Annotated in this window: 21 protein-coding genes and 1 pseudogene; 15 read left to right on the top strand and 7 right to left on the bottom strand. The window is 36.5% G+C overall.

Annotated features, from left to right (window positions below):
* Window positions 1-58 precede the first annotated feature (58 nt).
* From cagZ to cag5, 3 genes are read left to right on the top strand one after another with little or no spacing between them, the layout of a single operon-like run.
* A complete protein-coding gene (cagZ, locus tag HPB14_RS04045) occupies window positions 59-658 on the top strand; it encodes a cag pathogenicity island translocation protein CagZ (RefSeq protein ID WP_000418811.1) in 600 nt (199 codons plus the stop codon).
* A 4-nt stretch (window positions 659-662) separates the two neighbouring features.
* The gene (gene virB11, locus HPB14_RS04040) at window positions 663-1,655 is read left to right on the top strand and encodes a cag pathogenicity island type IV secretion system ATPase VirB11 (protein WP_000133865.1); all 993 of its coding nucleotides are present in this window, start codon (window positions 663-665) and stop codon (window positions 1,653-1,655) included.
* An 8-nt stretch (window positions 1,656-1,663) separates the two neighbouring features.
* Window positions 1,664-3,910 carry a VirD4 family type IV secretion system ATPase Cag5 gene (gene cag5, locus HPB14_RS04035; RefSeq protein WP_000389330.1) on the top strand — a complete coding sequence of 749 codons (2,247 nt, stop codon included), beginning with the start codon at window positions 1,664-1,666 and terminating at the stop codon, window positions 3,908-3,910.
* Window positions 3,911-3,919: 9 nt separating this feature from the next.
* Here the strand turns inward: cag5 and HPB14_RS08545 are convergent, their stop codons facing one another.
* The 5 genes from HPB14_RS08545 to cag1 form a co-directional block, all read right to left on the bottom strand.
* Window positions 3,920-4,045: a hypothetical protein gene (locus tag HPB14_RS08545; protein ID WP_001293461.1), complete on the bottom strand. Its 126-nt coding sequence runs from the start codon at window positions 4,043-4,045 to the stop codon at window positions 3,920-3,922.
* Between the two features lie 339 nt (window positions 4,046-4,384).
* Window positions 4,385-4,894 (bottom strand): VirB1 family T4SS lytic transglycosylase Cag4, encoded by a 510-nt coding sequence (gene cag4, locus HPB14_RS04030; RefSeq protein ID WP_014658482.1) that lies wholly within the window; start codon window positions 4,892-4,894, stop codon window positions 4,385-4,387.
* 9 nt (window positions 4,895-4,903) lie between these two features.
* Entirely contained in the window at window positions 4,904-6,349 is a 1,446-nt protein-coding gene (gene cag3 / locus HPB14_RS04025) for a type IV secretion system outer membrane cap subunit Cag3 (protein ID WP_000488764.1), read from the bottom strand.
* A complete protein-coding gene (locus HPB14_RS04020) occupies window positions 6,349-7,080 on the bottom strand; it encodes a DNA topoisomerase (RefSeq protein ID WP_229018034.1) in 732 nt (243 codons plus the stop codon). Before HPB14_RS04020 ends, cag3 begins: the two co-directional genes overlap by 1 nt.
* Window positions 7,081-7,110: 30 nt before the next feature.
* Window positions 7,111-7,458: a cag pathogenicity island protein Cag1 gene (gene cag1 / locus HPB14_RS04015; protein ID WP_000785764.1), complete on the bottom strand. Its 348-nt coding sequence runs from the start codon at window positions 7,456-7,458 to the stop codon at window positions 7,111-7,113.
* A 185-nt stretch (window positions 7,459-7,643) separates the two neighbouring features.
* Here cag1 and HPB14_RS08270 point away from each other — a divergent pair, with 185 nt between their 5' ends.
* Together HPB14_RS08270 and HPB14_RS04005 are read left to right on the top strand one after the other, a co-directional pair.
* The gene (locus tag HPB14_RS08270; RefSeq protein WP_195182597.1) at window positions 7,644-7,790 is read left to right on the top strand and encodes a hypothetical protein; all 147 of its coding nucleotides are present in this window, start codon (window positions 7,644-7,646) and stop codon (window positions 7,788-7,790) included.
* An 11-nt stretch (window positions 7,791-7,801) separates the two neighbouring features.
* Window positions 7,802-8,656, top strand: coding sequence for an HP0519 family Sel1-like repeat protein (locus tag HPB14_RS04005; protein WP_000471697.1), 855 nt, complete (start codon window positions 7,802-7,804; stop codon window positions 8,654-8,656).
* Window positions 8,657-8,886: 230 nt separating this feature from the next.
* On the opposite strand, the gene glnA is transcribed toward HPB14_RS04005, so the two are convergent.
* Window positions 8,887-10,332 (bottom strand): type I glutamate--ammonia ligase, encoded by a 1,446-nt coding sequence (gene glnA / locus HPB14_RS04000; RefSeq protein WP_000637113.1) that lies wholly within the window; start codon window positions 10,330-10,332, stop codon window positions 8,887-8,889.
* A gap of 136 nt (window positions 10,333-10,468) precedes the next feature.
* Here glnA and HPB14_RS03995 point away from each other — a divergent pair, with 136 nt between their 5' ends.
* The 10 genes from HPB14_RS03995 (at window position 10,469) to HPB14_RS07740 (ending at window position 20,533) form a co-directional block, all read left to right on the top strand.
* A complete protein-coding gene (locus tag HPB14_RS03995) occupies window positions 10,469-12,583 on the top strand; it encodes a DUF262 and DUF1524 domain-containing protein (protein ID WP_000338931.1) in 2,115 nt (704 codons plus the stop codon).
* Between the two features lie 62 nt (window positions 12,584-12,645).
* Window positions 12,646-13,095, top strand: a complete 450-nt coding sequence (gene rplI / locus HPB14_RS03990) for a 50S ribosomal protein L9 (protein WP_014658479.1) — start codon at window positions 12,646-12,648, stop codon at window positions 13,093-13,095.
* 3 nt (window positions 13,096-13,098) lie between these two features.
* Complete coding sequence (gene hslV, locus HPB14_RS03985; protein ID WP_000461017.1) at window positions 13,099-13,641, top strand: ATP-dependent protease subunit HslV; 543 nt, start codon at window positions 13,099-13,101, stop codon at window positions 13,639-13,641.
* Window positions 13,641-14,972, top strand: coding sequence for an HslU--HslV peptidase ATPase subunit (gene hslU / locus HPB14_RS03980; RefSeq protein ID WP_000040763.1), 1,332 nt, complete (start codon window positions 13,641-13,643; stop codon window positions 14,970-14,972). Before hslV ends, hslU begins: the two co-directional genes overlap by 1 nt.
* Window positions 14,972-15,877: a GTPase Era gene (gene era, locus HPB14_RS03975; protein ID WP_000849788.1), complete on the top strand. Its 906-nt coding sequence runs from the start codon at window positions 14,972-14,974 to the stop codon at window positions 15,875-15,877. The genes hslU and era overlap by 1 nt, the downstream gene beginning before the upstream one ends.
* Window positions 15,874-16,866, top strand: a complete 993-nt coding sequence (csd6, locus tag HPB14_RS03970; protein WP_000757127.1) for a cell shape-determining L,D-carboxypeptidase Csd6 — start codon at window positions 15,874-15,876, stop codon at window positions 16,864-16,866. Before era ends, csd6 begins: the two co-directional genes overlap by 4 nt.
* Before the next feature lie 184 nt (window positions 16,867-17,050).
* A complete protein-coding gene (locus HPB14_RS07930) occupies window positions 17,051-17,398 on the top strand; it encodes a hypothetical protein (RefSeq protein ID WP_080011975.1) in 348 nt (115 codons plus the stop codon).
* A gap of 285 nt (window positions 17,399-17,683) precedes the next feature.
* Window positions 17,684-18,253, top strand: a complete 570-nt coding sequence (locus HPB14_RS03960) for a hypothetical protein (RefSeq protein WP_049789603.1) — start codon at window positions 17,684-17,686, stop codon at window positions 18,251-18,253.
* Between the two features lies 1 nt (window position 18,254).
* Complete coding sequence (locus HPB14_RS03955; protein WP_000843950.1) at window positions 18,255-18,728, top strand: hypothetical protein; 474 nt, start codon at window positions 18,255-18,257, stop codon at window positions 18,726-18,728.
* The gene (locus HPB14_RS07740; protein WP_000936547.1) at window positions 18,728-20,533 is read left to right on the top strand and encodes a C-terminal helicase domain-containing protein; all 1,806 of its coding nucleotides are present in this window, start codon (window positions 18,728-18,730) and stop codon (window positions 20,531-20,533) included. The genes HPB14_RS03955 and HPB14_RS07740 overlap by 1 nt, the downstream gene beginning before the upstream one ends.
* Before the next feature lie 271 nt (window positions 20,534-20,804).
* Here HPB14_RS07740 and HPB14_RS03940 read toward each other — a convergent pair.
* A pseudogene (locus tag HPB14_RS03940) lies at window positions 20,805-20,995 on the bottom strand (urease-enhancing factor).
* Window positions 20,996-21,020: the final 25 nt, after the last annotated feature.

Raw genomic sequence — 21,020 nt, 5'->3', positions numbered from 1 at the left:
TCTTCTAAAGGATGTAGTGGCGGAAAAAACCAAGCAAAAACAATGAAAGGAAACAGCAATGGAACTCGGTTTCAATGAAGCAGAAAGACAAAAGATCTTAGACAGCAACAGCTCTCTTATGGGAAATGCAAATGAAGTAAGGGATAAGTTTATTCAAAATTACGCCACTTCTTTAAAAGATAGCAACGATCCGCAAGATTTTTTGAGAAGAGTTCAAGAATTAAGAATCAATATGCAAAAGAATTTTATTAGTTTTGATGCTTATTACAACTATTTGAACAACCTTGTGTTAGCCAGTTACAATCGTTGCAAACAAGAAAAGACTTTTGCAGAAAGCACGATCAAAAATGAACTAACGCTTGGAGAGTTTGTTGCAGAAATTTCTGACAACTTCAATAATTTCATGTGTGATGAAGTGGCAAGAATTTCAGACCTAGTGGCTTCTTATCTGCCAAGAGAGTATTTACCGCCATTCATAGATGGCAATATGATGGGCGTGGCGTTTCAGATTCTAGGGATAGATGATTTTGGGAAAAAGCTCAATGAGATTGTCCAAGATATAGGGACTAAATATATTATTTTGAGCAAAAATAAGACTTATCTCACTTCTTTAGAAAGGGCTAAATTGATAACCCAATTAAAATTAAATTTGGAATAAGAACATGACTGAAGACAGATTGAGTGCAGAAGATAAAAAATTTCTAGAAGTAGAAAGAGCTTTAAAAGAAGCGGCATTAAATCCTCTAAGGCATGCTACTGAAGAACTTTTTGGTGATTTTTTAAAAATGGAAAATATCACTGAGATTTGTTACAATGGGGACAAGGTTGTATGGGTTTTAAAAAATAATGGCGAATGGCAACCGTTTGATGTGAGAAACAAGAAAGCCTTTAGCTTATCTCGTTTAATGCATTTTGCTCGGTGTTGTGCAAGCTTCAAGAAAAAAACAATAGACAACTATGAAAATCCTATTTTGAGCAGCAATTTAGCGAATGGTGAAAGGGTGCAGATTGTCCTTTCCCCTGTTACAGTTAATGATGAAACCATTTCCATATCCATAAGGATACCTAGCAAAACAACCTATCCTCATAGCTTCTTTGAAGAGCAGGGTTTTTATAATCTACTAGATAACAAAGAACAAGCGATCAGTGCGATTAAAGATGGTATTGCTATTGGTAAAAATGTGATTGTTTGTGGTGGCACAGGAAGCGGTAAAACGACTTATATCAAAAGCATCATGGAGTTTATCCCCAAAGAAGAAAGGATCATATCCATTGAAGACACCGAAGAGATCGTATTCAAACACCACAAGAACTACACGCAGCTCTTTTTTGGTGGGAATATCACCTCTGCTGATTGCTTAAAGTCATGTTTGAGAATGCGGCCTGATAGAATCATTTTAGGGGAACTCAGAAGCAGTGAGGCATACGATTTTTATAATGTGCTTTGTAGCGGTCATAAAGGCACGCTAACCACTCTGCATGCAGGGAGCAGTGAAGAAGCGTTTATTCGTTTAGCCAACATGAGTTCATCTAATAGTGCAGCAAGGAATATCAAGTTTGAAAGTCTCATTGAGGGCTTTAAAGATTTGATTGATATGATTGTCCATATCAACCACCACAAACAGTGTGATGAATTTTATATCAAACACAGGTAGTAGGCACAATGGAAGACTTTTTGTATAACACCTTATATTTCATAGAGGATTATAAGTTGGTTGTTATTTTTAGTTTCATAGGGTTAATAGCGTTATTTTTTCTTTACAAATTCATAAAAGCTCAAAAAAAGGCTTTTAAAGATAAAGCTAATCAGCCTCAAAAGAAAAAAAGCTTTAAAGAAATCATTATAGATGGGCTGAAAGAAAGGGTTAAAACCTTTGGCTTTTGGTTGCAAGCTATACTCTTACTATCCTATTCTTTTATCACATCAGGGTTATTTTTCTTGATTCTCTTAGGTAATTTTTATGATGATAATCGATCGCCTGAAAGTGATGATGATCTTTTTGATATATGGGTCTATGCGATACAAGATTTTCCTGCATACTATTTTAAGGCACTCACTTTTAGCTCGCTCAAGATTTATGGGTTCAATATATCCTTAGTCGTATATAGTTCTATTTTATGCTCTTATATATTCATTACCTTTTTTGTGTGGTTCTTAAAATACTTAACTCGGACTAGAGACATAGGAGCGAATAAAAAAGTTGATGATCTCTTTGGTAGCGCGAGTTGGGAAACTGAAGAAAAAATGATCAAAGCCAAGCTTATCACACCCAACAATAAAAAACGCGCCTTTGACAAACGAGAGGTTATTGTAGGCAGGCGTGGCTTGGGGGATTTTATCGCTTACGCAGGACAGGCGTTCATTGGCTTGATTGCTCCTACTAGAAGCGGTAAAGGTGTGGGTTTCATCATGCCCAATATGATCAATTATCCTCAAAATATCGTTGTGTTTGACCCTAAGGCTGACACTATGGAAACTTGCGGGAAAATCAGAGAAAAACGCTTCAACCAAAAAGTGTTCATCTATGAACCTTTCTCCTTAAAAACACACCGATTTAATCCTTTCGCTTATGTGGATTTTGGTAATGATGTGGTTTTGACTGAAGACATACTCTCTCAAATTGACACACGCTTAAAAGGGCATGGCATGGTGGCTAGTGGAGGGGATTTTTCCACTCAAATCTTTGGATTGGCTAAGTTAGTGTTCCCTGAAAGACCTAATGAAAAAGATCCTTTTTTTAGCAATCAAGCGCGAAACCTCTTTGTCATCAATTGCAATATTTACAGGGATCTCATGTGGACTAAAAAGGGGCTTGAGTTTGTCAAAAGAAAAAAAATCATCATGCCTGAAACCCCTACGATGTTTTTCATAGGCTCTATGGCAAGTGGGATCAACCTGATTGATGAAGACACAAACATGGAAAAAGTCGTGTCTTTAATGGAATTTTTTGGAGGTGAAGAAGATAAGAGTGGCGATAATCTAAGAGCGCTTAGTCCTGCCACTAGAAACATGTGGAATAACTTTAAGACAATGGGTGGCGCTAGAGAAACTTATAGCTCTGTTCAAGGGGTATATACTTCAGCCTTTGCTCCTTATAATAACGCTATGATCAGAAATTTCACGAGCGCTAATGATTTTGATTTCAGGCGTTTAAGGATTGATGAAGTGAGTATTGGCGTGATCGCTAATCCTAAAGAAAGCACTATTGTTGGGCCGATACTAGAGCTGTTTTTTAACGTGATGATTTATAGCAACCTTATTCTGCCAATCCATGATCCACAATGCAAAAGAAGTTGCTTAATGCTTATGGATGAATTCACGCTCTGTGGCTATTTAGAGACCTTTGTTAAAGCGGTAGGGATCATGGCAGAATACAACATGCGCCCCGCTTTTGTGTTTCAAAGTAAGGCGCAATTAGAAAATGATCCCCCACTTGGTTATGGTAGGAATGGCGCTAAGACTATTTTAGACAACCTTTCTTTGAATATGTATTATGGAATCAACAACGATAACTACTATGAACATTTTGAAAAGCTTTCTAAAGTGTTAGGGAAATACACAAGGCAAGATGTGAGTAGGAGCATTGATGATAATACGGGTAAGACCAACACTTCTATCAGCAACAAGGAGCGGTTTTTGATGACCCCTGATGAATTGATGACTATGGGTGATGAGCTTATCATTTTAGAAAATACGCTCAAACCCATCAAATGCCACAAGGCGCTTTACTATGATGATCCTTTCTTCACCGATGAGCTCATTAAGGTGAGTCCAAGCTTGAGCAAGAAATACAAATTGGGGAAAGTGCCTAATCAAGCAACTTTTTACGATGACTTGCAAGCCGCCAAAACCAAAGGCGAATTGAGTTATGATAAATCTTTAGTGCCTGTGGGTTCAAGCGAACTGTGATTTTAATTTCTAATCATTGATTTCGTTCTGGAAATCTTTCAAAATCAGATCAAACGCTTCTTTGCTAAAAAAATAATCTTTGTCTTGCATGAAGCGTTTGAGTTTTCCTATATCTTTAGTGAAATTTTCACTCATCAAAAGCTTGTGTGTTCTTTGATTTGCTAGCCATCGCTTTTATTGGATTGCTGCATGCGCTAGATTAAAATTCATCAATCCATTTTTACAGCACCTATGCCCAGAGAAAATGGCATGAATTGGAAGAATTCTTACGCTATATGTTCTTATAAGGAAGGCAAAAAGCCTATTCCAAAAAATAAAAAGACAAAATATCTTAATAAAAAGAAGCAAAATATATTTTAGAAAAATTAAAAGATAATGATGTAAATGATATTATTATAAATTCATAAGATAGGAGAAGTGTATCACCAAGATTGCTTGTAAAAATTACAAAGATTCAAAAATAGTTAGTATGCTCTACTCGTTGTAACGCACTTGAGAATAAATGCAGCGAAACTTCTTCACATAAGTGCCATTAGGGTTGTGTTTCATTCCCCCATTATAAGCGCCTATTGCCATTTCCACTAATTGATACACGCTTTTGTTGGGGTGTTTTTGTTTGTAATAATCAAAATTCTCTTTTAAAATTTGTTTGGCTAATTGAATCGCAAAATCCACATCGTTTAACAATTTGGTTTTGAGGAGCGTTTTAGAGTAGGTAGGATAGAATTTTTTAGCGGTGTTTAAAGTGATATGAAACATGGAATAAGAAGTGTCTTTTGTGGAAATTTCGCGCTTGTTGTTCAACCCTAGAGAGCTTTCTAACAAAGCGATAGAAATGAGCGTTCTGCACACCACTTCATTGTCGCAACCTTTTTGATGGATATGGATAAGATTTTCATACTGCTTGAAACTAATGGTTACCTTTTGGCATGGATAGGCTAAGGAATTAAGAAGCAAAGTCAGACCAATCCATTTCTCAAACAAAACTTTAACTTACTTTGAATCTTTCAGTAACGCTTTTTGTAACTTCTGCTTGTCGTATTTGAGCTTGTCCTTTAGAGGTGAGAGCAGATTTTGAACACTCTCATAACCACACAGCATTCCCTCTTTATAGGGGTCGTTTTTGATTTTTGCATAGAGGCTAATGCCATTAGCGTAACACAAGCCGTTAGACTTGATGTAGTAGCTTTTGATTTCTTCTTCTAAGTTCCTCAAGTCATTAGGGTTGAGAGGCGTTTTTTTGCTGTAAGAATTTTCACTGATCAAAGTCCCCTCATAGCTTCTTTTGATCGTGGTCTCCTTATCCACTAATAACCCATTATAGTTCTCTTTTTCTTTGACAACTCTCATTGTTTCATCAGAATTACTTGTTTGAGGAGAAACAGGCACTTCCACTACTCTAGGTTTCTTAGCGTTTTTCTTTTTTAACTCTGCTTCTAAAGCTTTTAGTTTCTTTTGATTTTCTAAGTCTTTGAGCTTGTATTTAGCCAATTCAGCCTCTTGTTTTTCTTTTTCTGCTAAGAGTTTCTTTTCCCTCTCTTCTTCATTGGCTATGAGTTGGGAGTTGGCGATTAGCTCTTCTATGAGCTTCTCTTTGCTGTTTTCAGGAGCGGTTTGAGTGGCATAAGGTGATGGTTGGGCTTCATTGGCGTTATTTGTCTCTTTTAGTCTATACAGGCTATAAGGAGCAATGATATTGGGTTTTTGAGTAACGCTATCGTTAGTGGGCATAGCTACCATTTCATCTCTTAGGGGCGAACACACTTCATCATTGGGTCTGCAGATCACATCGTTGGCGTAGTTGAAATACGCGCGTTTTTGTTGTTCAAAAAGCTTATTCTCATCAATTGCCGCTCCCTTATCAAGCGTGTGGGCATTAGGATCGCTTCTTTTTGGCACTCGTAAAAAAGTCGCTTGGGCATAAGGCATGTTCTCATTGATTTTTAACACAAACTTAGCGTTTCGTTTGTTGAGCGCTTTTAGAATGTTGTAATACCCATTGACCTGTTCTAACGAACCTGTGATGATAATGAGATCCGCATAAGTCCCCATCGCTCTTGTTTTGATAATGGGGTTTTCTATGGATAAATAGTTGTTGTAATCCAATAGATCCATAGCGTAGAGATAGGTTTTGTCTTTCAAAGTGCTATTACCAAACCAATCCCCAAAGCTTTTGTCATTCACATTCAAGGTGTCGTATATATCAAACAGCGCTTGAGTTTTTGTGTCATCAACAGAGGCATATTGAGGTTTCTTATGATCAGGGATCTGTTGGCGCTGTTTAGCTTCTTTTTTGAGGCGTTTAGCTTCTTTCTTGGTCTCTTTAGTTTCTTTAGTGGCCTTAATGACCTTATCGGCTTCACTTATTTCTTTAGCATAAAGAGTGTTAGAGGTTAGTAAGCCTATGAGCGATACAGCGGTTGCTAGTTTTCTAAACATTAGTTTCCTTTTTTTTCAGAATTGATATAGAGACAAAATTCCATTGCATTTAAGGTAAGTAATGCAGCTGTAAAAAGCTCATTGGGAGTGAATTTTCTGCTAGGAAACTCTAAAAGAACTTTTTCTTCATCAGCCACATTCTTGTTGAAGCAATCATTTTCTGAGTCTTTGTAAATCTTATATAAGTTTTTTTTGAAAGTCTCTTCAAACAAATATTCAGTAGGATAGCTTATATGCCCTTTCATGTATAGTTTTTGGACTAATTCTAATATCTGATTGGGGCTGATTTTTAACAGAGAGATTGCCTTTTTTTGTAGGGTACTCAAGTTGTAGCCTAGAGACTCCTGAAAGTTGATCCATACCCCTTGATCCAATTTAGCCCTTAAAAACCCCCTATTGGACAAATTCTCATACTCTTTATTGTTTTTAGCTTCTTTGATACTTTCTAGCGTTTCTGAAACGACCCCTTTAGATTTCAAACTTGTCTCTAATGCGTTAATGACATTCTCATCAATCTTTTCTTTGGGTTTGATGTTGAACTTATTTGAATCGTCAGTGTGTCTTGAAGCCACTTTTTGCATGATTTCTTTTTGTGCGTGTTCGCAGATAAAAATAGAGAATCCTATGATATTAGAAGTCTTTAGAGAAAAAGAATTTATAGGTCGCTTGTGTGGGTCATGCAGTGAGTAATAAACCACTAGAACACCTAAATTTTTGAAATTTTCTCTCATTCTTTCTTCAGTCAAAATCGTTGTTTTGCCTCAATCTTTAGTCTCTTTAGCTTCAGTTGGTCCGTTAGTAACGCTTGTTGCTTGAGATTTTTGGGTTTCGTTATTGACAGTTGTTGCCGCTTTAGGTTGTTTTTTGGACAATTTTTCAACTAATTTCACTAAGTTGATATTAGAAAAAGACAAAAAGATTCCTATTGCGACAAAGATTATCCCAACAATCCCCATAGCACCGCTCAAAACACAACATAAAACCCCCGCTCCAATGAGACCTAATGCATCATAACGCTTATCAGTCAAATTGTTTTTGAAAAAATTTACAAAAGCGTTTGGCTTCTTTGTTTCATGGGTTGTTTCAGTTGTATTGATTGTGTCAGCCATAGTGTTACCTCCATAAGGTATATTCTCAATTTGTTACTATGAAACAAATTCATGCTATTATAGCAAAAAATATGAAACCATCTCCCTATTGCTTGTTGCTATTATGTTGTTGTTTGCAATCTAAAAAAGAGATGATTTGATAGAATGAAGCGTTTAAGTTAGATCGATTAAGCTTGCTCTTTTGTTTGACATTTTTAAGTTTAGCTTTGAGTTTAGCTCTTTTAATCATGTTCTTTGTTTGCAAGTCTTCAACTGCTATCCATTCAAATTGCTTTGAAAGTTCGCTTGTGATCTGGCTAGAAAAACAGGCTAAAGAATGGCTCAAATTGTAAAAGGATCTGACATGTTTAAAGATTTTTATCGCACTACCCTCTCTTTTTTAAAGCCTTTATTGCTTTTACTAGTTTTATTATTGCCGTTTTCACTTTGTATAGCTGATGAATATATTAGCATCAGTGATGATTGGGATGAAAGGGCGCGAAATCAGTGGGATGAAATTGCACGAAATCATAAGACATATTATTTTGAAAATGGTTTAGACCATTTTAATCAAGGCCAATACAAACAAGCCTTTAAAGATTTTAAATTGGCGCAAGAATACAGCATCGGGCTTGGCAGCGTTTATTTAGCCAAAATGTATTTGGAGGGAAAGGGTGTGAAAGTGGATTACAAAAAAGCGCAATTCTATGCACAAAACGCTATCAAAGGGTATGGGAGCGGGTTGTTAGGGGGCGCTCTTATTTTAGGACGCATGCAAGCAGAAGGCTTAGGGATGAAAAAGGATTTGAAACAAGCGCTCAAGACTTACAGGCATGTGGTTCGCATATTTTCTAATAAAAGCACAAATTATTTTGCTAACAATTTTAGATTACCAAACCTTGCGTTCACTAGTATGCTTATTGGATCGCGATTCATTGATCTTTCAGGTTTGAGTGCGAATCCTATAAAATTTGGAAAGAAATTTGGAATACTTGTTAAGAAATCCACTCAAATCAAAGATAAGACACTTCTTTGGGAAGATATTGCTGAAATTTCAAGCAATATTACTTTACTCAAACAACAAATGGGGGAGATCCTTTACAGAATTGGGATCGCTTATAAAGAAGGGCTTGGCACTAGAAAGAAAAAGGACAAGGCTAAAAAATTCTTGCAGAAATCCGCAGAATTTGGCTATGAAAAAGCTATGGAAGCTCTGTAGTTTTAGAAAATACACCTACCTAATCTTTACTATCACTTGGCTAAAATCGAGTTCTTTGCTTTAATCTTAAAAAATACCTTTGAGCATTTTTTAAATCTTATTGTCGACACTCTATTAGAACAAAACTAAAAAGCAAAGAAAATCAATTTTTCCAACCACTCTTTTTAAAAATAAGGTATTTTTTCCTTATTCTAAACTTTTAGAGTGGGATTATTAACCCACTCATTGTTTTAGCATGAATAAGTGGTGATAAATTCAAAAGGATGGGGTTTGCTCTCCCATGGGAACACTTCAGCGTTGAATTTAAGAGACTGATAGGCTTGAATAAATTCTTCGCTAAAGACCTGACTTTCTTTCAAATACTGCTTATCGGCTAGCATTTCTTCTAACGATCTCCTTAAAGTGTGGGGCATTTGTTTGATACCCTTTTCTCTGATTTCATCTAAAGTCAATTTGAAAAGGTTAATATCCATCGCTTCGCCGGGATCCATTTTGTTTTTAACGCCATCCATGCCTGCCATTAAAATCGCTGCAAAAGCCAAGTAGGGGTTTGATGAGCTGTCCGGGAATCTGAATTCAAACCTAGCACTATTTTTAGAAATCCCATAAGGGATGCGCACGCTCGCACTCCTGTTATTAGCCGAATAGGTTAAAATAGATGGGGCTTCATATCCCGGAATCAAGCGTTTGTAAGAGTTAGTGGAAGCGTTAGTGAAAGCGGCTAACCCTCTAGCGTGGCGCAACACGCCCCCTAAAAAATGCAACGCTAACTCACTCAAGCCCTTGTAAGTTTCGCCGCTAAAAAGGTTTTCGTTGTTTTTCCAAACGCTCACATGGGTGTGCATCCCGCTCCCGTTATCCCCATATAGGGGTTTTGGCATGAAAGTGGCGGTTTTCCCGTTTAAATGAGCGACCATTTTAACCACATATTTGAGTTTTTGGACATTATCAGCGGCTTCCACTAAATCCCCAAATTTCACGCCCACTTCGCCTTGCGCTTGCGCGACTTCATGATGGACGACAAAAGTTTCTAGCCCCACTTGGTTTAAGACTTTCACAATTTCAGTGCGAATATCCATCATCGTATCCGTTGGCGGCACAGGCATATAGCCTCCTTGCTTGCCCGGTCTATGCCCAAAATTGACGCCGTTTTCAAAGCTTTTATCCCTATTCCATTCGCCTTCTTCGCTATCCACTTCGTAGTATTGGGAATTGGAAGCGTCTTTAATCTTAATGGAATCAAAGATAAAAAATTCATTCTCCGCACCGAAATAAGCCACATCGCCTAAGCCCAAATCTCTTAAATGTTTTAAGGCTTTTTTAGCGATACTTCTAGGGCATTTTTCATAAGGCTGGTTTTTATACACATCATACACATCGCAAAACACGACCGCGCTCACATCTGCGCTAAAAGGGTCAATGAAATAACGCACCAAATCGGGGGTTAAAATCATATCCGAGTGTTCAATGCCTTGCCAGCCTTTAAAAGAGCTCGCATCAAAAGGGATCCCTTCTTTAAACATGTCATGCGTTAAAGCCCCAAAAGAATAAGCGATATGGTTCCAAGTGCCTTTAATATCGCTGAATCTAAAATCCACAAATTCCACTTCATTTTCTTTGCAAAATTCAAAAAATTCTTTGATCTTGCTTTCACTATTTTGAGTTCTTACTATCATTAACCACCTTTAATTGTTATGAATTGAGTTTGATTGATAGGGGTGATTATAGCATTTATAGGGTAAAAAAAGTAGAATCTGCATCAAGTTTGATTAAGACACATGCGGTAAAATCCGCTAAATCAAGGAGTGTATTATGGACGCAAAAGCCACCACACTATTAAAATTTTTTGAAGAAAATCAAAACAATCAATTTGTCATTCCTATCTATCAGAGGTTGTATAGTTGGAAAAAGGAACAATGCGAACAATTATGGGATGATATTATAAAAATTGGCGGAAATAATGATAAGATGAACGGGCATTTTATCGGTTCTATTTTGTATGTGCGAGATGATAATACGCACTCTAGCCCATTACTCATCATTGACGGCCAACAAAGGCTCACCACTATCACGCTTTTACTCATCGCTTTGAGGAATCGCTCAAGCGAAGAAGTTGAAATTTTGGAAAAATTTTCGCGTAAAAAAGTAGAGAGCTATCTTATCAACAGCGATAAGGACGGCGATAAGAAATTCAGACTCATCTTATCAGAGTCTGATAAAGACACCTTGCTGTCTTTGATTGATAAAGACAGAAGAAAACCGAGCGAGCCTTCGTTAAAAATAGTGGAAAATTTTAAATTATTTGAAAAATGGATCCGTAAAAACACCGACAAACTAGAAACGATTTTTAAAGGATTAGAAAAACTCATGATAGTTTGGATTGCTTTAAAGAAAGAAAAAGATGATCCTCAACTTATTTTTGAGAGCATGAACTCAAAAGGTATCGAACTCACGCAAACGGATCTGATCAGAAACTATATCATAATGGAAACGGAGGTTAAAAAACAGGAAGACTTTTATAATCAATATTGGAGGGCTATGGAGGAGAATTTTAAACAGAGTGAGAAACAGAGTAAGAGAGAGGATTTGTTTAATAAATTTGTCCGGCATTACCTCACGATCAAAACAGGAAAGATTCCCATTGAGAAAAGAGTTTATGAAGCTTTCAAGGATTATCAGCAAAAAGAGGGGATAGAAATAGAGGATTTATTGAAAGATTTGCAAAAATATTGCGGGTATTTTTGCCAGATTGCATTCAAAAAAGAAGACAATAAAGATTTAAACAAGGCTTTAAGTTTTCTTGTAGATTTGGAAATGGATGTGGTATATCCGCTATTATTAGAGCTTTATAGCGATTATAAGGATGGCGTTTTATCCAAGCAGGATTTTATCCCTATTATCTATTTAATAGAGAGCTATATTTGCAGAAGGGCGGTGTGCGGTATTCCTTCCAACGGACTCAATAAATTCTTTCCCTCTTTTACAAAAAAGATTGATAAAAAGCAATACCTTAAAAGCGTGGAGGAGCATTTTGGGTCGCTAACAGGGAATCAAAAATTTCCAAACGATTTTGAATTTAAAGATTCTTTTATTACGAAAGAACTTTATGGTCGAGATAAAACAAAGAAAAAGAAAACTAGATACTTTCTTGAAAGGTTAGAAAATTTTGGCACAGAAGAGCCGGTCAATACTCAAGAATGCACTATTGAGCACATCATGCCTCAAACACTCGAGGAAGAATGGGAAAGGGATTTGGGTGAAAATTTTCAAGCGATACACGATAAATACCTCCACACAATAGGGAATCTCACTCTAACCGGTTATAACCAAGAGTATAGTAACAAATCTTTCCAAGAAAAAAGAGATATGGAGAAGGGCTTCAAACAAAGCCCGTTGAGACTCAATCAAAGTTTAAAAGATTTGGAATCTTTTGGCGAAGAACAGATTAAAAAAAGAGCTAATGATTTAGTGGATTGGGCTTTAAAGATTTGGACTTACCCCAAGCTAGATGCAGAAACATTAGAGAAGTATAAACCCAAGAAAGAAAAAAAGGTTTATGATTTAAGCTCTTATAACTTTGGCCCTGATTCAAGGGAATTATTTGATATTTTAAGCAAAGAGATTAAAGCTCTTGATGAAAGGATAACTGAAAATTTTATGAAACATTACATAACCTATAAGCATGGCACCATTTTTGTGAGTATTGTTCCCTTAAAATATGAATTAAATCTGATTTTAAATATGGATTTTTCTGAGTTACAAGATGAAATAGAGGAAAAACTAAAGATCAGAAATGTTTCTAATATCGGTTGTCCATGCTTTGGAGACATGGAAGTGAAGTTAGAAACAAAAGAGAATATCCCTTATTGTTTGGGGTTGATCAAACAAGTTTTAGAAAAACAGATGGATGGTAAGAACAGGCAATAAAAACCCAACTTATTAAAATAAAGAGTATAATTACAAATTACTTGAAACTTAAAGGGGATATAATGAAAGTTCTATTACTAGAAGATGTGAAAAATTTAGGCAAAGCGGGTGAAGTGTGCGAGGTTAAAGATGGCTATGGGAATAACTTTTTAATCGCTAACCAAAAAGCCAAACTCGCCACTAACGAAGTGATCAATAAATACAAAGCCGAAGTTAAAAAGAAAGCGGAAAAAGAAGCCCTAGAAAAGGCACAAAAATTGCAAATGGTAGAAACCTTACAAACCATCACGCTGACTATCCATAAAAAAGTCGGCGCGAACGGCTCTTTATTTGGAGCGATCACTAAGGAAGAAATCACGGAGCGTTTGAAAGAACAGCATGCGAGTTTGGATTTAGATAAAAAAGACATTGAGCTCAAACACCCGATTAAAAGCACAGGGATTTATGAGATTGAAGTCAAGCTTGGATCGGGGATTGCGGGTGCGTTTAAAATTGATGTGGTGGCTGAGTAAAAAATGTTTGAAGCGACGACGATTCTAGGCTATAGAGGGGAATTTGATAATAAAAAGTTCGCGCTCATTGGAGGCGATGGGCAGGTAACTTTGGGTAATTGCGTAGTCAAAGCCAATGCGACAAAAATCAGAAGCTTGTATCACAACCAGGTTTTAAGCGGGTTTGCCGGTAGCACCGCGGACGCTTTTAGTTTGTTTGATATGTTTGAACGCATTTTAGAGAGCAAAAAAGGGGATTTGTTTAAAAGCGTGGTGGATTTCAGCAAAGAATGGCGCAAGGACAAGTATTTACGCCGACTAGAAGCGATGATGATCGTTTTAAATTTAGATCACATTTTCATTTTGAGCGGCACGGGCGATGTTTTAGAGGCTGAAGACAATAAGATCGCTGCTATTGGGAGTGGGGGGAATTACGCCTTAAGCGCGGCTAGGGCTTTAGATCATTTCGCTCATTTAGAGCCTAGAAAACTTGTAGAAGAGTCCTTAAAAATCGCAGGGGATCTTTGCATTTACACCAACACGAATATTAAAATTTTGGAGCTTTAATGTCTAAATTGAATATGACCCCAAGAGAAATTGTCGCTTATTTAGATGAATACATCATTGGGCAAAAGGAAGCTAAAAAGTCTATCGCTATCGCTTTTAGGAATCGTTACAGGCGTTTGCAACTGGAAAAATCCTTACAAGAAGAAATCACGCCTAAAAACATTTTAATGATTGGTTCTACTGGTGTAGGTAAAACTGAAATCGCAAGAAGAATAGCAAAAATCATGGAACTCCCCTTTGTGAAAGTGGAAGCGAGCAAATACACAGAAGTGGGTTTTGTGGGGCGTGATGTGGAGTCTATGGTAAGGGATTTGGTCAATAACAGCGTGCTTTTAGTGGAAAATGAGCATAAAGAAAAATTAAAAGACAAGATTGAAGAAGCGGTTATAGAAAAAATCGCTAAAAAACTCCTACCCCCCTTGCCTAATGGCGTGAGCGAAGAAAAAAAACAAGAATACGCTAACAGCCTTTTAAAAATGCAACAAAGAATCGCACAAGGCGAGTTGGATAGTAGAGAAATTGAAATTGAAGTGCGTAAAAAAAGTATAGAGATTGATTCTAATGTGCCGCCTGAAATTTTAAGGGTTCAAGAAAACTTGATTAAGGTTTTCCATAAAGAACAGGATAAAGTCAAAAAAACTTTAAGCGTTAAAGAGGCTAAAGAAGCCCTAAAAGCAGAAATTAGCGACACGCTTTTAGACAGCGAAGCCATTAAAATGGAGGGTTTGAAGCGCGCGGAAAGTTCAGGGGTGATTTTTATTGATGAAATTGATAAGATCGCTGTAAGCTCTAAAGAAGGAAGCCGTCAAGATCCCAGTAAAGAGGGGGTTCAAAGGGATTTGTTGCCGATTGTAGAGGGGAGTGTGGTGAATACGAAGTATGGTTCTATTAAAACAGAGCATATTTTATTCATTGCAGCAGGGGCTTTTCATCTTTCTAAACCGAGCGATTTGATCCCTGAATTGCAGGGGCGTTTCCCTTTAAGGGTGGAGTTAGAGAATTTAACCGAAGAAATCATGTATATGATTTTAACCCAAACTAAAAACTCTATCATCAAGCAATACCAAGCCCTTTTACAAGTTGAAGGCGTAGGAATTGCGTTTGAAGACGATGCGATCAAAGAGTTAGCCAAACTTTCTTATAACGCCAATCAAAAAAGCGAAGATATAGGCGCTAGAAGGTTGCACACCACCATTGAAAAAGTGCTAGAAGACATTAGTTTTGAAGCGGAAGATTATTCTGGGCAAAAGGTTACTATCACTAAAGAGTTGGTTCAATCCAAGCTAGAGGATTTAGTGGCTGATGAAAATTTAGTGAAGTATATTTTATAATGAAAACTAAGGCGGGCTTTGTAGCTCTTATAGGCAAACCAAACGCTGGAAAAAGCACTCTTTTAAACACTTTATTAAACGCTCATTTAGCTCTCGTTTCGCATAAGGCTAATGCGACCAGAAAATTGATGAAATGCATCGTGCCTTTTAAAGATAAAGAAGGGTATGAGAGCCAAATCATTTTTTTAGACACACCAGGGCTCCATCATCAAGAAAAATTACTCAACCAGTGCATGCTCTCACAGGCTTTAAAAGCGATGGGCGATGCCGAATTGTGCGTTTTTTTAGCTTCTGTGCATGATGATTTAAAAGGGTATGAAGAGTTTTTAAATTTGTGCCAAAAACCCCATATCTTGGCTTTGAGTAAGATTGATATGGCCACGCATAAGCAAGTTTTGCAAAAATTACAAGAGTATCAAAAATACGCTTCGCAATTTGTAGATCTAGTGCCTTTGAGCGCAAAAAAATCTCAAAATTTAAACGCGCTTTTAGAATGCATCAGCAAGCATTTAAGCCCTAGTGCATGGCTTTTTGAAAAGGATTTGATGAGCGATGAAAAAATGCGCGATATTTATAAGGAAATTATTAGGGAGAGTTTGTTTGATTTTTTGAGCGATGAAATCCCTTATGAAAGCGATGTGATGATTGATAAATTTATAGAAGAAGAACGCATAGACAAGGTGTATGCACATATTATCGTAGAAAAAGAAAGCCAAAAAAAAATCGTAATAGGCAAAAACGGGGTGAATATCAAACGCATCGGGACTAGCGCTAGATTGAAAATGCAAGAAGTGGGCGAAAAAAAGGTTTTTTTAAACTTGCAAGTGATCGCTCAAAAATCATGGAGTAAGGAAGAAAAGAGCTTGCAAAAACTGGGCTATATCCATAAAAGGGGTATGGATTGAAAAAGGTATTACCGGCTCTGTTAATGGGGTTTGTGGGATTGAATGCTAGTGATCGTTTGTTAGAAATTATGCACCTTTATCAAAAACAAGGCTTGGAAGTGGTGGGTCAAAAATTGGATTCTTATTTAGCGGATAAATCTTTTTGGGCAGAAGAGCTTCAAAACAAGGACACGGATTTTGGCTATTATCAAAACAAGCAGTTTTTATTTGTAGCGGATAAATCCAAGCCCAGTTTGGAGTTTTATGAGATAGAAAATAACATGCTTAAAAAAATCAACAGCTCTAAAGCCCTTGTAGGCTCTAAAAAGGGCGATAAAACTTTAGAGGGTGATTTGGCCACGCCTATTGGAGTGTATCGTATCACGCAGAAATTAGAGCGTTTGGATCAATATTATGGCGTTTTGGCTTTTGTAACGAATTACCCTAATTTGTATGACACTTTGAAAAAACGCACTGGGCATGGCATTTGGGTGCATGGAATGCCTTTAAATGGCGATCGGAATGAATTGAACACCAAGGGCTGTATTGCGATTGAAAATCCTATTTTAAGCTCTTATGACAAAGTGTTAAAAGGCGAAAAAGCGTTCCTTATCACCTATGAAGACAAGTTTTTCCCTAGCACTAAAGAGGAATTGAGCATGATTTTAAGTTCCCTTTTCCAATGGAAAGAAGCCTGGGCTAGGGGCGATTTTGAACGCTACATGCGTTTTTATAACCCCAATTTCACTCGCTATGACGGCATGAAATTCAACGCTTTTAAAGAGTATAAAAAAAGGGTGTTTGCAAAAAACGAAAAAAAGAATATCGCTTTTTCTTCTATCAATGTGATCCCCTACCCCAACTCTCAAAACAAACGCTTGTTTTATGTGGCGTTTGACCAAGATTACAAAGCCTACCAGCATAACAAACTCTCTTATAGCTCTAATTCTCAAAAAGAACTTTATATAGAGATTGAAAACAATCAAGCGTCTATTATAATGGAAAAATAAGCTAGAGATAGACACTAAAGTCAAGGCCACGATAAAAGACAAAGTAATGGAAGCCAAAGTCATTGGCATTAGAAATAATCGTGCAACTTTACAAAGTGAAAAAGAGAATGAAGCTTTAAAAATAACAAATGATTAAGAAATATTAATTAAGAATTATGAAGAGAGGATTTTAGGAGTTGTGAGAGTGAAGCATGGTATTAGTTTTGTAGATGTGAGTATTCCATATTATGGATATAAGTTAAGTCTTTGTTTGGAAAGAATTGAATATATAGGGGAATTCACTCTATTTTGCTTGCATGCTTTTGGAGATGGATTAAATCTTAATAAATTATCGCAAGTTACAGAGATTGATTCTATGACCATTCAAAAACACCTAGATTTTTTAGTAAAGCGGGGTTTTGTCAATGAAAAACACAAGATCAGCGCTTATGGGCGCAATATTTTAAAATTACACGATGAAATCAACAAATTTAATCGCGCAAATCGGGTGGTATTTTTAGAAAATGCAGTGAGAGAAAAAATAAAAAGATAGCGTGAACGCCAAGATCTAACAGATTGTTCTCGTGGGTGGCTCATCGCAGGAGAAGATTTAAGCCTACAAGAATTTGAGGAGCTTTATAATGTGCGCAAGGATATTGATCAGGTATTGTGCTTATGATAATACGAAAGATTTCAAAGATGTTTCAGATGAGATTAGGATGCGTTTAGAACCAAAGGAAGTAGAGCGGTTTTTAGTTTTTAAAATCAATCCAAAGGCACTAACGCATGCAAAGATCGAAGGGAAAACATATATCCGTGCAATCCATGGGGAGCAAGAGTGTTTTATAGAGATAGAAACACTCTGCAAGCAACTACGATAAGTATCGATCTCTTTAAAAACAATGGGCATTTTGCACATGGTGTGCGCAACACAAAAATCATCTATAGTGCCATACGCTATGGAGCAAAAGGAATTGCTAAAGTGAGTCCGGTCTTAGTCTGTGTGGATGTGGTGATTAGTTTGGCTGATATGATCCATTCTTATGGCCAATATCGTGCCGCTAAAGAGCAGACCAAACAATTAGAAATAATATGCAATACTTTAAGAAAACAATATGAAAATCTTTTGATAGAATTAAGATTAGACAAACAGAAGCTCAGATTACAGCTTGCCCAAGACTTAGAAAAGATAGATGCTAGAATACGCAAGAATGCGGATAAAATGCATCTGCTTAAATTAGCTTATGAAAACAGCTTTATGGTTTTAAAATGCATCAAGGAGCATTTAGATGAATACGAGAAAAAATTCCCTTATGACAATGCCCAAAGAATTGTAGCCTTGCGCCAACAATACCATGAAGCGCTCACAACACATTGCCAAGCGTCTTTAAACTTTATAGGAAGTTAATATGAAAAGCGTTAATTTACCCACACCAAAAGGAAACTCTAAAGGGGGTTTTCTTGACAATCTCTCTTTATCAGATATGTTAAAGTTGGTAACTGCTTCTAAAGACTTGATTTCATCAGCGATCAATGCCCAGAAAGAAATTAGCAAAGAGCAAGAAAAGACTAAACAAGTAGAAATACAATCAAATCAAGAGATGATAGCTTCAATCAACAGATTGAGAAAAAAGCTCGCTGAATTCCAAAGAGATATAACAGCACTCAATAAGATGCATGAACAAGAAATGCTCAGACTCTCCAATGGGCATGAAAAAGACATGAAGCTTTTAGAAATAATGCAAGGCATCATCAATAAGATTGATTCGCTGAATCAATTTTTAATCTGCAAACATGGGGAACACCAAAAGGTGGATGAATTGCATGCTCAACTGATTCATTACCAACAAGCTTTGCTTGCATTAACATCTAAGGTGAATTAATGCTACCCTTTATTGTGGGTGGGGCTATCCTAGCAGTTGGTTTTGGAGCGTTAGCGTTTTTTTTTGATGTTGAAACCGAAAAAGAAAAAGAACGCCAAAACACGCTCAAAAAAGATATTAAGGACTACACGTACAAAGTGCAACAGGCTAAAAAACGCCACAAACACCAACAAACCCTAAAGATTGCAGACCATTGTCTCAATATTATCCAACGCTATTTGCAAGAAATTGAAAGATTACAACAAGAAAATAAAGAGACACCTACGCAATTAGAGGCTGTTCTAGAGCAAATCCAACAAGAAATGAAATCTCTACCCATACAGCAAAAACATGCACTGCAAATATATTACAACCGCTTTGAAGACGTGCAACGCCGCACTTTAGCTTATTTAGATTATTTGTCTCGCTTAAAAACTCAATTACAAGAGAAAGAAAAGCGCCTTAAAAGTGATTTGGGTGAGATTAAAAAATTAAAGCAAAAGGTCAAAGAGAATGAAAAGGATATTAAGAAACATCAAGAGGCATTAGAACAATTTGAAGAATGGCGTGATGAATCTCAATCCAACAATCCAGACAATGCAGATAAGATGCAAGAACGAATGGATCGCAATAAGGACAATATCAGAAAAGCCAAAGATTTTATCGCTAAAACCCAAAATTGGATAAAGAAAAAAGAATGTGACATAGATGAAATTTTAAAGCATATCCAAACTATGGAGCCAAACTATCTCTTGCCTCAAGACTTTCTTTATGTTGGAAAACTTGCTTGTGTCAATAAAAGTGAAATCTATGCGCATGATAAAGATGAAAAAAGCAATATTTATGGGCAACGCCTAAGTTTGGAATCTGGAGAACATGAAAAAAAGTTATGGGATTCTTATAACTCTCAAGAGGAATTTTATATTTTAATCACACGGCAAAATAAAGAAGACAACAGATTTTTCAAAGCTAGCTTGTGTAAAGGTTTGCTCTATAAACACATTTTAGAAGAGAGCGTTTTTGAAGTGTCGCCTAGGTATGAAGATGCAATTGATTGGAAAATGACCAAGTGTTTGTTTCATGGGATACAACTTTCACTACCCATTGAATACAAGGAATTTAAACATAAAAAGTACACACCAAGGGATACTCTCAAGGTGTGGGTAACAAATTATGAAAAAAATGTATTCATTGCTGAAAAAGAGCCAGAACCCAAACACATGGATGTGATTATGCTCTTTAATGACCGACTGGGATCTCAAATTTTAAAATATGCTTATATTTTTAATGACTTCAATCTTAATTATTCCGTGTTAGATTATCAAAAGAATGGAGCAATCAAAAATACCTCGCAATTTTACGATCCTAAGAATATTATCCGTTGGATTAATGTTGAAAGAGAGCATCAACTAGAAAAAACAAGTAGCTATAACAAAGCTCAAGTTCAAAAAATCATAGAGCTTTTAGAGCAAATCAATCGCGCTCTTAACCAAAGAAAAATCAGAAAAACCATAGGAATTATCACACCTTATAATGCCCAAAAAAGACGCTTGCGATCAGAAGTGGAAAAATGCGGCTTCAAGAATTTTGATGAGATCAAAATAGACACTGTGGATGCCTTTCAAGGCGAGGAGGCAGATATTATCATTTATTCCACCGTGAAAACTTATGGTAATCTTTCTTTCTTGCTAGATTCTAAACGCTTGAATGTAGCTATTTCTAGGGCAAAAGAAAATCTCATTTTTGTGGGTAAAAAGTCTTTCTTTGAGAATTTGCGAAGCGATGAGAAGAATATCTTTAGCGCTATTTTGCAAGTCTGTAGATAGGTAATCTTTTCCAAAGATAGCCATTAGATATTATCCGCTTCAAAACGCTCCTAAATTGCAAACTTATTTTTTGAATGCTTTACTTTATGGTGAGCCATAACTTTATAATCTACCAATCCATCGCATGACTTTTAAAATACTCAAAGATCCTAGATGAGAGCTTGAGTTGGATTGACTTTATTTTAATTTTTCTTTATTTTGAAATATCTTGAAATGCTTGGCTCAACCAACATGAGCCAAAAGAGCCAAAATATTTTTTAAGAAGAAACCCTTAGAGCCTGGTATCGGTTTGATTAGTAAAATAAGGGTTTCCAAAGTCCTTAAGGCGTGTAGCATAATTCTTTTTCTATAAGAGCACCTTTAATGCAAGCGACACGCAGAGCGTCAAAGCGAGTCTCAACGCTCGCACAACCTGCCGAGCAAAGACACGCCAACTACCACGCCATTTCTAATGGTTTTCATTTTATGTCCTTTTGTTTTAAAATTT

Source organism: Helicobacter pylori HUP-B14, from assembly GCF_000259235.1.
Lineage (GTDB): Bacteria > Campylobacterota > Campylobacteria > Campylobacterales > Helicobacteraceae > Helicobacter > Helicobacter pylori_CU.
The sequence above is the reverse complement of the archived record's forward strand: the minus strand, read 5'-3'. Positions and strand labels throughout refer to the sequence as shown.

Excerpts from the sequence above, each read along its gene's own strand:
- cagZ (WP_000418811.1), top strand. The coding sequence starts at position 59 with ATGGAACTCGGTTTCAATGAAGCAGAAAGACAAAAGATCTTAGACAGC.
- virB11 (WP_000133865.1), top strand. The coding sequence starts at position 663 with ATGACTGAAGACAGATTGAGTGCAGAAGATAAAAAATTTCTAGAAGTA.
- glnA (WP_000637113.1), bottom strand. The coding sequence starts at position 10,332 with ATGATAGTAAGAACTCAAAATAGTGAAAGCAAGATCAAAGAATTTTTT.
- hslU (WP_000040763.1), top strand. The coding sequence starts at position 13,641 with ATGTCTAAATTGAATATGACCCCAAGAGAAATTGTCGCTTATTTAGAT.
- HPB14_RS08545 (WP_001293461.1), bottom strand. The coding sequence starts at position 4,045 with ATGAGTGAAAATTTCACTAAAGATATAGGAAAACTCAAACGCTTCATG.
- HPB14_RS03955 (WP_000843950.1), top strand. The coding sequence starts at position 18,255 with ATGAAAAGCGTTAATTTACCCACACCAAAAGGAAACTCTAAAGGGGGT.
- HPB14_RS07740 (WP_000936547.1), top strand. The coding sequence starts at position 18,728 with ATGCTACCCTTTATTGTGGGTGGGGCTATCCTAGCAGTTGGTTTTGGA.
- cag3 (WP_000488764.1), bottom strand. The coding sequence starts at position 6,349 with ATGTTTAGAAAACTAGCAACCGCTGTATCGCTCATAGGCTTACTAACC.
- hslV (WP_000461017.1), top strand. The coding sequence starts at position 13,099 with ATGTTTGAAGCGACGACGATTCTAGGCTATAGAGGGGAATTTGATAAT.
- HPB14_RS04020 (WP_229018034.1), bottom strand. The coding sequence starts at position 7,080 with ATGAGAGAAAATTTCAAAAATTTAGGTGTTCTAGTGGTTTATTACTCA.
- rplI (WP_014658479.1), top strand. The coding sequence starts at position 12,646 with ATGAAAGTTCTATTACTAGAAGATGTGAAAAATTTAGGCAAAGCGGGT.
- cag1 (WP_000785764.1), bottom strand. The coding sequence starts at position 7,458 with ATGGCTGACACAATCAATACAACTGAAACAACCCATGAAACAAAGAAG.
- HPB14_RS03995 (WP_000338931.1), top strand. The coding sequence starts at position 10,469 with ATGGACGCAAAAGCCACCACACTATTAAAATTTTTTGAAGAAAATCAA.
- era (WP_000849788.1), top strand. The coding sequence starts at position 14,972 with ATGAAAACTAAGGCGGGCTTTGTAGCTCTTATAGGCAAACCAAACGCT.
- HPB14_RS04005 (WP_000471697.1), top strand. The coding sequence starts at position 7,802 with ATGTTTAAAGATTTTTATCGCACTACCCTCTCTTTTTTAAAGCCTTTA.
- cag5 (WP_000389330.1), top strand. The coding sequence starts at position 1,664 with ATGGAAGACTTTTTGTATAACACCTTATATTTCATAGAGGATTATAAG.